9 protein-coding genes are annotated in these 11,822 nt (G+C 65.8%); 8 read left to right on the top strand and 1 reads right to left on the bottom strand.

Features of this window, described 5'->3' with window-relative positions; genetic code table 11:
* Positions 1-269: 269 nt before the first annotated feature.
* The 6 genes from WG923_RS26625 to WG923_RS26600 all read left to right on the top strand — a co-directional run bounded on the left by WG923_RS26625 (position 270) and on the right by WG923_RS26600 (position 9,314).
* Complete coding sequence (locus WG923_RS26625) at positions 270-1,664, top strand: sigma-54 interaction domain-containing protein (RefSeq protein WP_340354050.1); 1,395 nt, start codon at positions 270-272, stop codon at positions 1,662-1,664.
* A gap of 1,616 nt (positions 1,665-3,280) precedes the next feature.
* Entirely contained in the window at positions 3,281-3,826 is a 546-nt protein-coding gene (locus tag WG923_RS26620; protein WP_340354049.1) for a hypothetical protein, read from the top strand.
* 719 nt (positions 3,827-4,545) lie between these two features.
* A complete protein-coding gene (locus tag WG923_RS26615; protein WP_340354048.1) occupies positions 4,546-5,058 on the top strand; it encodes a spore coat protein U domain-containing protein in 513 nt (170 codons plus the stop codon).
* Between the two features lie 11 nt (positions 5,059-5,069).
* On the top strand, positions 5,070-5,852 hold the full coding sequence (locus WG923_RS26610) for a fimbrial biogenesis chaperone (RefSeq protein ID WP_340354047.1): 783 nt from the start codon (positions 5,070-5,072) through the stop codon (positions 5,850-5,852).
* A gap of 226 nt (positions 5,853-6,078) precedes the next feature.
* The gene (locus WG923_RS26605; protein ID WP_340354046.1) at positions 6,079-8,811 is read left to right on the top strand and encodes a fimbria/pilus outer membrane usher protein; all 2,733 of its coding nucleotides are present in this window, start codon (positions 6,079-6,081) and stop codon (positions 8,809-8,811) included.
* The gene (locus tag WG923_RS26600) at positions 8,808-9,314 is read left to right on the top strand and encodes a Csu type fimbrial protein (protein ID WP_340354045.1); all 507 of its coding nucleotides are present in this window, start codon (positions 8,808-8,810) and stop codon (positions 9,312-9,314) included. Before WG923_RS26605 ends, WG923_RS26600 begins: the two co-directional genes overlap by 4 nt.
* A 235-nt stretch (positions 9,315-9,549) precedes the next feature.
* Here WG923_RS26600 and WG923_RS26595 read toward each other — a convergent pair whose 3' ends face one another.
* Positions 9,550-9,828 carry a hypothetical protein gene (locus WG923_RS26595; protein ID WP_340354044.1) on the bottom strand — a complete coding sequence of 93 codons (279 nt, stop codon included), beginning with the start codon at positions 9,826-9,828 and terminating at the stop codon, positions 9,550-9,552.
* Between the two features lie 613 nt (positions 9,829-10,441).
* On the opposite strand from WG923_RS26595, the gene WG923_RS26590 reads away from it, so the two are divergent.
* Positions 10,442-11,068, top strand: a complete 627-nt coding sequence (locus WG923_RS26590) for a response regulator transcription factor (RefSeq protein ID WP_340354043.1) — start codon at positions 10,442-10,444, stop codon at positions 11,066-11,068.
* 33 nt (positions 11,069-11,101) lie between these two features.
* Positions 11,102-11,500: an Hpt domain-containing protein gene (locus tag WG923_RS26585; RefSeq protein WP_340354042.1), complete on the top strand. Its 399-nt coding sequence runs from the start codon at positions 11,102-11,104 to the stop codon at positions 11,498-11,500.
* Positions 11,501-11,822 lie beyond the last annotated feature (322 nt).

The following is an 11,822-nucleotide window of genomic DNA, read 5'->3' as shown; positions in this document are numbered from 1 at the left end:
CGTACATGCGGCCCGCGATGGGAGTCGATTGCCCTCCGTGCTCCCCTTCGGGACGTGCAAACCGCCTTGATGAGGTCAACACCGAGATCCTTTTGCCGCCCATTCCCGTCGACTGATTCCGAAGTGAATCAGTGAACCACGCATGAATCAGCTCCCGCCGTTCCGGCTCTCCCTCTGAAACTGGAGCTCATTGCCCCGCCTGAGAAGGCCGCCGATTCACGGGTGACTCGGCGCTGCCTATACTGCGCTCCTCATCCCGCGGAGTCCGTATGGACGATCACCCCAGCGCCGAACTCGAGCACCTGCGGCAAACCTGTCGCGACTTGCAGGAGATCTTCCGCACCTCCTTCGACGGCATCTTCGTCGCTGACGGCAACGGCATGACCTTGATGGTCAACGAGGGTTGTGAGCGCAACTACGGCCTCAAGGCTGCCGATCTGGTCGGTCGGCACGTGTCGGAATTCGAGAAGAAGGGCTGGATCCGGCCCGTGATCGCCGGCAAGGTGGCAGAGACGAGGCAACGCATGTCGGCCACCCAGCTCACACACGAAGGCAAGACCATCCTGGTGACGGGCATCCCGCTGTTCGATCAGGGCGGACAAGTACGACGCGTGGTCATCAACTCGCGGGACATGACGGAGCTGGTCCACCTGCAGCAGGACTTGGCGATTGCGCGCGAGAACCTGCGCCGCGCCGATGGCGAGCGCGAGGAGCTGCGAACGCAGTTGCTCAGTCTTGAGGGCGTCGTCCTGCAAAGCCCGGCGATGCGCCGCATCGCCGAACTCGCGCTGCGCGTGGCCAAGGTGGACTCCACCGTGCTGGTCACCGGCGAATCCGGCACGGGCAAGGAAGTCCTCACCCGCCTGATCCACAAGGAGAGTGCGCGGGCTGAGGGCCCCTTCATCAAGATCAATTGCGGGGCGCTTCCCCGCGACCTGCTGGAAAGCGAGCTGTTCGGATACGAGCCGGGCGCCTTCACCGGGGCACAGCGCCAAGGCAAGCATGGCCTCGTCGAACTCGCCTCCGGTGGCACGCTGTTTCTGGACGAGATCGGTGAGCTGCCGCTGGACTTGCAGGTGAAGCTGCTGACAGTGCTGCAGGACCGCCAGCTGGTGCGCCTGGGTGGCACCAAATCCGTGTCCGTGGATGTGCGGGTGGTGGCGGCGACGAACCGGGACCTTGCATCGATGGTCGCGGAGCGCAAGTTCCGAAGCGACCTCTTCTACCGGCTGAACGTGGTGCCGATCCGGATTCCTCCGCTTGCCGAACGCCGCGAGGACATCCTGCCGCTGGTGAGGCAGTTCGTGGACGAATTCAATCGACAGTACGGCTTCAGCAAGCGCTTGGCCGAAAGACTCCTGGGTCGCTTGCACGCCTCATCCTGGCCGGGCAACGTGCGCGAACTGCGCAACGTGGTCGAGCGCCTGCTCGTGACCAGCCCGGGCGACCTGATCGGGCTTCAGGACCTCGAGGCCGTGCTGCCGGCGTCCGGCGGTTCGGACACTGCAGGAATGAAACCGAAGGTCCAGGAGCTCGAACGCAGGCTGGTCGAAGAGGCGATGCGTGAGCACAAGAGCACCCGCGCGGCCGCCATCGCACTCGGTATCAGCCAGTCCACCGTGGTGCGACGACTGCGCGCTCCGCAGCCCATCAAGGGCGCGTGACTTCCGAGCGGGGCGGCAGCCGGTCCGCCCTGGCGGCGTGTCAGCCAAGGCCGCGCACGGTCGACGCAGCCGCAGATGCGCAGAGGGACACCTGCGGCATGGCGACCGCTGTCCTCCGGGAAGATCGGTGTCGGTATCGGTGTCGGGTGTCTTGAGGAGTTGGTGAACACCGTCTGCACTATCGGCCGCGAGATCTGCGCCAGCTGCGCCCCGACGTAGCCGGGCTGCCGGAAGCTGAAAGGCGTAGGCACTGGCAGAACCGGCGCGGTGCTGCAAAATGTCACGTTCGACATTCGTACGGCTCATTCAGAGCAGCCTCGGCCGGGACAGCGTTCGAGCTGCCCACGCACCTGCGAAGGCGCTTGGCGGCAGATGCGCGGAGCAAAGCACTTATGAGCACCCACGATGTCGCGAGTCGCTCGGCCGTCACCGGATGGCCGGTTTCCGGTGGGTCTTCGCGCAACACCTGGGCCGGCGGAGAAGCCCAGTCAGTTTGTCGCACGCCGTCAGCCATGGCCTATCCGCGAGAGCATTCCGCCGGAGCAATCCCTCCCATTCCTCAAACGCATAGGATTCGCGGCCAGAAGTAGGCAAGCTTGCAGCACTCCCGTATACGGCGCGCGAGCAAGGCTCCGTCAAGGAGAGATGAGCGCGAGGAAAGAATTCGATGGCCGTCGTGATCAGTTCTCAGCCGCGACCTCAGCTCGTCGCCGCGCGGCTTACCCACCGTGCGCGGGGATAACGCTGAGGATAACTTCGGAGCGCGCGCGCGAAAGCGTGCACCGGCGCGGGCTGCGCTTCGGTTGCGTATTCGCTAGGCACTTCGCCGGCTGCGAACGTGCGGCCTGGAGGATTGCGCCAACGGCCGTGCAGCAATTGGCAGCAGCATGGTGACGAGAGACCGAATGGACCGCCGGTGCAAGGGCTCCGCGCGCGGCCGAGCGGCGGCTTGCTCCAAGATACGAGCACTGAAGCAGCGGATCGCCGACCCGGCAACTCCGCTGCAAGACGACGTTGCCGACGAGACCCCAGGTCGTACGGCATGCGCGGGCCTTCGTATGCAGGAGATGGCCACGACCGCTCTACGAGCAGCATCCGCGCCGTGGCCGGAGCGCCGCTGCCGCGATGGCGCCACTGGGGCACGCAGCGTTTGATCTCACCGCTACTCGCCGACACATGCCCCATGAACCAGATGGCGGCAACGCCTTCGGGTGGACCGCAGAAAGCGGACGTTCCGCGCCTGCGACCCCACTGACCATCCCGGCGAGCTGCTGAACTCGCACGGCCGGAGCACGGGCCTGGCTTGTTCGGCGCGTGCCGGCGTGCGGCACGGGAAGCGAGATGCACCTCGAATACGCGCAAAGATTGGCTTGGATTGCGCCCGACGTTGAACGTACTCCAACCACCTACGAAACTCGCCTCCTTTGACCTATCGGGAAGAATTGGAGCGTCGTCTAATCCTGCCGGAGCAGCCAACAGCAACCAGGCCCGGGCACATGTCCTCGAATGCGCACGGCGCTGGCCGCCCAGGGACGGCTATCAGGCGCCACGCGGGCACCGCAGGCGGCGCCGATGGCAGAACGCCGCGCTGCCGCCACAGACCGAGGAGGAGTCGAATGGGATTAGTCACACGCCTTTTTGGCAGGAAGAGGAGCGAGGCAAGGGAGGCCGGTTTATCACACCTGCAGATCGCCACCCGGGAGCAGACCAGGCGCGAGTTGATCGCGCTGGCGCTACGCGATACGCTCAAGAGGCACGGCCTCGCGGCTGGCTGTATCACTGCAGAAGCGCTACCGAGCGTGGTGGGACGCCGTCGAGGACTGCATATCCAGCTCGTGTTTCGGGATTGGCAACCAAGTCTCCTGTCCTACGTTGTGGCGCTGGAGGCAGCCGTCAAGGCCAGGCTCGCGCACCTCGACCCGCTGTCGACGTCGTGGCTTATGGGGATGTCATGGCGCTTCGAGCCGACGGAGCGCTCTCTTTGGCCGCAGTTGCCCGCACCTGAACTGCGAAGCCGCTCCCCACCCGTGCTGCGGGACGCCATTGGCGCCGCTCACCGGTTCCCCAAGGACAACTTGCTGCCGGCGGGTGACGACCGCTTTCAGGACAGTATTGCGGCGCGCCCCGACTTCAGTCCGACGCTGCCCATGGCGAAGAATTAGGAACACGCGTGCGCGGCAACACTGCGATCGCGGTGCGGTGACAGCGCCCAGGGCGTGCGCTCGCACTACGCGGCGGCAGCCTGCCGGCAGGCGAGCGCTGCAACGTGTTTCGTGCAACTCACGATGCCCGGCCCGCAGCGCCGGCTGCCGATCCTTCGATCATGCGGGGAGCGCACCCGCCACCGATCGCCTTGTGAGGGCCCCGTGCGGCGGCCACTCCTGACGCACGTCGCCCCCAGGCTTGACGTTTCCGGATCAACTGCCTGCGCCCGCGCTGACATGCCGCTATTGCGCGGGCTCCCTGCTGCGGCCGTGACACGTTCCAGCCACTGTGTTCATCACCGGTTTCAACTGAGAACCCGGGTGCATGAGGGTTCGCCGGCTGCAGCCGGGCAGCTTCCTTGACGCGGTCACGGGATTTTGTGCTTGGCCAGAGCAACTGCGCTAAGTCGCGTTCGATGGGCGCGCGGGTTCGCTCATTCCCCCGTATCGCAACAATGCGATGGTCGCGAGCCGGCGAACAGCCTGCCAACTTTCAGGCCTAGAACGCGACGTCGGTGATACGCAATCAAGGTGTTCGCGGCTAAAGAATCGACCTATGCCACAACCCGGTCGCAATGGTCCACTTCGGTGCCTCAGGCGCTTGCACAGCCGCTCGCCTGAGACATCGAACCAGACTGCTTTACTTTTTCCTAGGGGACTCCAGCATGAAGATCAAATTGAGCAAACTCGCCGCGGCCTGCGCGGCCGCCCTGCTGTCCGTCGGCGCCTTCGCAACCGACAGCGGCAGCGGCACGATGGGAGTGACGGCCTCGATCGCCGAGGAGTGCTCGGTGGGCAACACCGTGACGCTGGACTTCGGCCAGCTCAGCATGCTGTCGAACGGTGCGGCATCAAGTGCACCGAGCGCTTCCGTGGCCGGCGGCACGCTCGACGCAATCTGCACCAGCGGCACAACCACGCCGAAACTGAAGTTCTCCTCCGCCAACTCGAACGGGACGGACTTCCGCCTGGTCGGCGCGGATGCCACCACCTACATTGTGTACACCTTGGCGGAGTCGGGTGGCGCCGCGATCGCATACAACACGGCCGCCTCGTTCACCGGTTTCGCCGCGGATGGTTCCACCAAGAGCCTGGCAATCGCCGGCTCCATCGCTGCAACTGAGAAGACCGGCAAGGCGAAGCAGGCTTACAGCGACACCATCACCATCACCAGCACCTACGGCATCTAGGGAGGGCGGCCATGAAGCGCATTCCGTCGCCCACTGCAGTGCGAGGCGAGCGCGCTTCATGGCTGATTCGCGCTTGTACCTTTGTGATCGCGCTGCTCGGCGCCGCTGCTGCCGCAGCGCAAGCCCTGATCAGCCCGGTTGTCGTGGAGTTCGCACCAAAGCAAAGGATTGCCACGGTCCGCATCACGCTCAGTGACAAGGCCATCAAGCCGATGCGCTTGCAGACGCAACTGCTGCAATGGCGTCAAGATCTCCACGGCGCACCCGTGATCCAGCCGAGCGAAGACCTCATCGTCACGCCGCGCATTGCGGAACTCAAGCCTGGGCAGCAGCAGGTGCTGCGGCTTGCGCTGCGAGGCTCCTTGCCAGCGGAAACCGAGAGGGCCTATCGGCTTGTGCTGGAGGACATCGCCCCACCCTCGGCTTTGGACCTGGGCGGCAGCGCCGCCGTCAACTTTCGCATGGCTTATGACCTTCCGGTGATGGTCGCTCCTCGGGCCACGGTAGTCAACGCGCTGCGCTGGCGCGCCTGTCCGACCGCGAACACGTCGTCGAGGTCCGCGGGTGTATGCGTGCGCATCGCCAACGTCGGTAACCGCCGGGTGAAGGTTCAGTCCATGACGATCCGCGGCGACGGCTGGCAACACGTGCTCACCCTGAAGGAAGCCGACGCGTTGTTGGCCGATTCCGAGCGCGAATGGGTGGTACCGGCAACTGTGGCCGGCCCATTGCGCGAGGTCGAAGTACGCACCACCACTGGCGACGTCGTGCACGCCGAACCCGCCGGCGGATGAGGGGTACCGTCAGCGTTGCATTGCGAGCCATCCCATCGAGTTTGCCTTGGCCGCCGGCTCTGCGTTGCACCTCACTTGAACTTTGAGCAGGGCCCCTCCCTCATCGTCGCAACGTCTGCGCCGGAGTCCCGCGGTGCTGACCGCGATCGCGGCCGCGGCGTCCTGGAGCTGTCCCGCGGTGTGCACCCCCCTGTCGGTCAGGCTGGTCCACGAGGCAGGGGCGCCCGTGCAACTTCGCATCGACGTTTACTCCGCCAGCGAACCTGTCCTTGCCTGGAGCGGAACGGCAGGCCCGGGACCCTACCCGTTGGCGCTCATTTGGTCCGGCGCTTCCCTGCACCTGTCCGCGCCGCTGCCGATCCTGCCCTCCTTGGCGGCGGGTCCGGTGCAGTCGATGTCGCTGCGCAACGTGGGCACCAGTGACAGGTTGGAGATGCTGGTGCGCGAGCCGGTCTACCCAAAGTTGCGCCATGCCGGCAGCACGTGGGTGCTGGAGTTGGAGCCCGAGCCGATGCGCACAGCGGCGCCGCCCGATGCCAGCGGTAGCGACGCCGCAACTGCCACGGCTGCCGCGCCGCAGCCTCCCGCGCTGCCGCGCGAGGCCGGACCGGTCGCGAAGGTCTTGCCGCAGCGCGGCCCCTCTTCCGTCGCCGGCGATCGGTCGAATCCTGCCGCTGCCGCTTCTACACCGCACCCTGAGCAACTCCTGGTCGACCTGACCGTCAACGGACTGCGTCAAGCGGACATCGCCCGCGCCGAGCAGCTATCCGATGGTCGCGTCCTGCTCGCCAGAGAAGACTGGCAACAAGCCAGGCTCGTTGAGCCCGGCGAGCCAGTGCCCCTGTCGGACGGCACCCCCGGCTTCGCGCTCGACGCCATCGCCGGTCTGCGCTTCCGCGTGGACAGGCAGCGAATGGCCATCGACGTCGAGGCGCCGGCGAGCGCCTTCGCGGTCTCCAGCATGGACACCGCTCAGGCGCTGCAGGCTTCGCCCGCTCGACCCTCACCCGGTGCGCTCCTCAACTACGACTTCACGTTATCGCATCCTTTGAATGCGCCGACGACTGCCGCGGCCACGTTAGAGGCGGTCGGCTTCGGGCGTTTCGGCACGGCCGTCACATCGGCCCTCGCGAGCAAGGACGGCGAGCGATCCAGGCTGGTGCGGCTGGACAGCTACTGGCAATTCGATACACCTGAATCCATGCACACCCTGGTGCTCGGCGACACAGTAGGTGTTGCAGGCGGATGGAGCCGCCCTGTGCGGTACGGCGGGCTGCGTTGGGGCCGTGACTTCGGGCTACGCCCCGGCTTCGTGACCATGCCGTTGCCATCGCTGCGGGGCGAGGCTGCGCTCCCGTCGACGGTGGATCTGCTGGTCAACGACTCGCGCAGGTTCAGCCAGTCCGTGGGGCCAGGTCCGTTCGACATCAGGAATGTCCCGGTGATCACCGGAGCAGGCGAGATGAACCTGGTCGTTCGTGATCTGCTGGGTCGTCAGACGGTGCTTCAACAGAGCTACTACGCTTCCCCACGCCTGCTCGCAAGGGGCCTGAGTGATTTCTCGCTCGAGGGGGGGTGGATGCGCACCGGATTTGGCGCGGAGTCCCAGTACGGTACCCCCTTCGGCGCCGCGACGCTGCGGCGAGGCATCACGCCTGGGCTGACCGGCGAAGGCAGGCTGGAGCTGCAGCGTGATCGCCAGGCCGCCGGCGTTGAAGTCGCCACTCTCATTGGCACATGGGGCGTCGGGCGGATGGCGATGGCGGCTTCTCGTGACCGCTTCCAGGAAACGCCGGAACGCGGAGCGCTGGTGAAGTTCGGAATCGAGCGCAGCACCGCCCGCGCCGGCGGTGCCTTGCAATACGAGTACGCTACACGCGGCTTCGCACCGCTTGGTGAGTCGCGAGATGCGGGTGTACTGGCCCGTCGCAGTCGGGAGCAAGTCCTGGCCACCATCGGTGGACGCTTGTGGGGGCCCCTGAACGCCGGGCTGAGTTATGTTCGCCGTGTGCAGTGGAGCAGCGAACGCATTAGTTCGTTGGGACTGACCCTGCATATCCCGCTGGGACAGGCAGCCGCCCTCACGCTCTCGGCGAGCCGTCGCCTGGACGACGGCGGGCATGGGTGGAGCGGCAGCATCAACCTGAACGTGCCGCTTGGCGGCGAGCTGTACACCAGCGCGCGCGTGGAGCGCCCGGAGAACGGACACACAGTGTCCAGCGTGATTGCGCTGCGCAACCCGCCTGCAGGCCCGGGCCTGGGCTGGCGTGCGGAGTCGTCCACCGAGCCGCGACAGCGCGCACGCGGCGGGCTGCAGTACAACACCAACCACGGCGACGTGACCGTCGACGTGGTGGCGGATGCGGCCGCACGCGTGAGCACCCGGGCCAGCGCACGCGGGACGGTGGGCATGATGGCCGGCCTGCCGTTCGCTTCCCGGCCGGTAGGACAGGGCAGCTTCGCCGTGGTCCAAGTCCAAGGGGTGGCGGGCGTTCCCATCAAGCGCAGCAACCAGGTCGTCGCAGTCACCGACGATCGCGGACTCGCCTTCGTGCCAGGGCTTGTTCCCTGGAACAAGAACGTGATCGAGATCGACGCTGCAGACCTGCCGCTGGACGCCGAAGTGCAGGCCGTAACACGGGAGGTGGTGCCCTACGCGCGAAGTGGGGCACTGGTCCACTTCGACGTCCGGCGCACCCGCCAGGCACTGCTGGTGCTCCACCGCAGCGACGGGCAACCCGCGCCGCTCGGAGCCCGCGTGCGCCTGCTCGCCTCGGGCGTCGAATTCGAGGCGGGTCGACGTGGGGAAGTATGGCTCACAGACTTGACGAGCGATCAGCAGCGCGTGGTCGTGAGCTGGCCGGGTGGCGGCTGCGAGCTCGACCTGCGCATACCACCAAGCGAGGGCGGTGAGCCCATCACGCTGGAGCCACTCGTGTGCGACAGACCAGCGCAATGAAAGGAAGACCCATGCATCGGTCAAGGCGGGCCGCTGCCGTCGCACTGCTCACACTGCTAAGCACCGGGGTGATGGCGGGTGCATGCAGCGTCAGTGCCACCGCGGTCAGCTTTGGACAGTATCAAGCGCTTGATTTCGCGGGCAAGCTTGCATCCACGGACCGGACGACGAACGCGACGGTGTCCGTCGTCTGCACAGCCATCGTCGGCGGTGGGAGCTATCGCTTGAGCCTGGGTCCGAGCACGCAGGGCAACAGCATCGTTCCACGCTATCTCGCCCGCAGCGCAAGCGCGCCTGGAATGGCCTTCAACATCTACCTGGATGGGACCTACACCTCGGTATGGGGCGATGGCTTCACGGGCGCGGTGATCATCGCAAACCTGCCGGTCGGCGACAGCGTGCATACGCATACCGTGTTCGGAAAAATTCCTGCGGGACAGAGCGCGCTCACAGCCGGCGCCTATTCGGCATCGCTGACCATCACGATCACCTATAGCCCGTAAGCAACCCGACAAAGTGCAGTGGCCACTCCATGAAGTGGCGGTCCGGCTGGCCGGCGAGTGAGGAGACCAACTCGCGTGCAAGACCCGGCGCGTCGCCGCGGAGCGCATGCAAGATCCGACGCACACCGTGGGCCCGAAGCGCCTGCGCTCGCGCTGCTGGTGTCACACGCCGCAGCGCAATCAGCGATTGCCTGCCTGTTGCGTGCAGCAGGTTCCTCGCCTAGATGGGCACAGATCAGCGTTCGAAGAAGACATATGCTGCATTCAGAAACTGCATTCCCCGAGCGCTGCACCAGAAATCGTGCACCGCTCGTTCACGCGTTGCGGCGAGGCGCTCTGCATTCACTTTCGTGCCGAACGGCTCTGGCATTACGGACTCTGCGCGGATCTCGAGGCGGTTTCCCCCGCGCAGGCGCTCAAGCAGCGCCCGCACCTCCTGCACCTCCGTGCCCGATTCAAGGGAGAGGGACTTTCGGCTGAAGCTCGCCAGCGGCGACCAGCGAGCTGGTGCCACGCGGGGCACACCACTGCTGACGCTCCGATTGCTCAGCCCCGCAAGTTCCCTGAGCCCTTGCCGAGCACGGCCATGGCCTCCATCAGGCTGAGGCCCGGCTCGTAGACGGTCCTTCCGGGGTCCGTCTGCACGCGCGGTTTCCGCAGCGCTTACAGCAGGTCCATCCGAGCTCCATTTCAGCTGTTTGAAGTCTCGGTCACGGTCGCTTGGATGCCAAGCAGCACCTTGCCGGCAGGCGAGAGGCCGCCCTGGCGAACGAGTCGACCAAGAAGCGCCTACGCGCGATGCGTCAATGCATTCCGATCCGGAATATCCCTCTTGCCATCAATTCATGAGTTCCACGATCGAAAGGTGGCGAGAATCGATCTCTGTCGTTCACCATCGCTGGCGCCCATCGAATTACGTCGGAAGACTCGAAGCCTCAGGTCTGAGGCTTGCGAATGCCGGCACGTAAGCCGGCGAAACATCCCCATGCTTGTGCACCGGGCCCTGTGCCTACTCCACTTGACGCTGCGGCTTGCCGCGCGTGCCATCTGCGCTGCCAGGGTGTATGGCGGCGCACCTTTGCGCTGTCCTTGAGGTGGGGGCGTCAATCGGGCACCCTGCTGTCGGTATGCGCGTGCTGCTCGCGCAGCACCACCAGCTGATTCGAGCGGGCCTGCGGGCACTGCTCGCCACGATGCCAGGCGTCTGCCTGGACGGCGAGGCCGGCAATGCAGCTGAACTGCTCGCCTACCTCGGCTCGCGGGCGCAACCGGACCTCGTCCTCCTCGACCTCGACACGCCTGATGTCGACGGCCTCGCCTTGCTCGAGCAAGTCCGCGCGCGCTACCCCGATCTGCGCATTCTGATTCTCTCGATGCATCACTCGCTCGGCGCCGTGAATCGCGCATTCGCAAGTGGAGCCAACGGCTACATCTCGAAGGATGCGCCCAGCCGGGAACTGCAGGACGCCCTGCACAGGGTGATGCAAGGCGGACCGTTCGTCAGCGACGGGCTGACGAAAGTCCTGCTGCTGCATCGCACGCCAAGCGCATCCAATGAACTCAGCGACCGGCAGGTACAGATCCTCTGTCGTGTCGCGCAGGGCCTGAGCTCCAAGCAGATCGCGTCCGAGTTGGGATTGAGCCCGAACACCGTCGATGGCCATCGCTCCAGGATCATGCATCGCCTTGGCATTTCCGACATTGCAGGATTGACGCGCTACGCGCTGCGCAATCGTCTCGTTCAGCCGGAATGACGCCACGACAGACGACCTGTGCCCGAATACACGATGAACAAGCACGCCATCCCGCCCCGCAGCATTGACCCGGTGTTCTTCGATCCGGGTGTCATCCAGCGCATGTTTGAGGGAGACCAGTCGACGTTCTCGAAGTGCGTCGCACTGTTCGAGCAGCACACCGGTCCGGCCCTGGCGGCCATTGAGGATGCCCTTCGGGCCGCCGATCTCGAGGAGATCGGTCAGGTCGCGCACCGTGTGCGCGGGGGAGCGGCAGCGCTCGGCGCCCTCGCCCTCGCGGGCCATTGCGGCGTAATCGAGCGCATGGACAGCTTGGACCCGCAGGCGCTGCGCCAGCAACTGCACGCCGCCACAAAGGCCTATCACCACTTCCTGGTTGAAAGCCGGGTTTACCTGGTCGCGCACACGGGTGGAATACCAGAAGACGACTGAAGTTGACATCCCTGGACCCCGGTTGCGCCCACCGAGTGTGCACGTCGCGCCGCTGTGCTGGTTTTGAGCTTGCCTGCCTCGACTGAATCGCCCTAGGAGAGCGGGATGGCCACATCATCCGGATGTGTTGCCGATGCGTTCCAGGTCAGGTTGCGTTCTTTCCGATCCTGCGGCGCGTCGCATCCGAGTCAAGGTGGGTAGCGCCAGTGCGCCGGCGTGTCGACCGGGGATGCGACCTGCGTTGTCCGTTCCGCGATGCGGCGCCCGCCGGGCGAAGCACGCAGCCGAGGCGCTCGGGGCACCCAGCGCCAGATGCGCCGGC

The sequence above is a fragment of the Ramlibacter sp. AN1133 genome (assembly GCF_037890035.1).
Lineage (GTDB): Bacteria > Pseudomonadota > Gammaproteobacteria > Burkholderiales > Burkholderiaceae_C > Ramlibacter.
The sequence above is the reverse complement of the archived record's forward strand: the minus strand, read 5'-3'. Positions and strand labels throughout refer to the sequence as shown.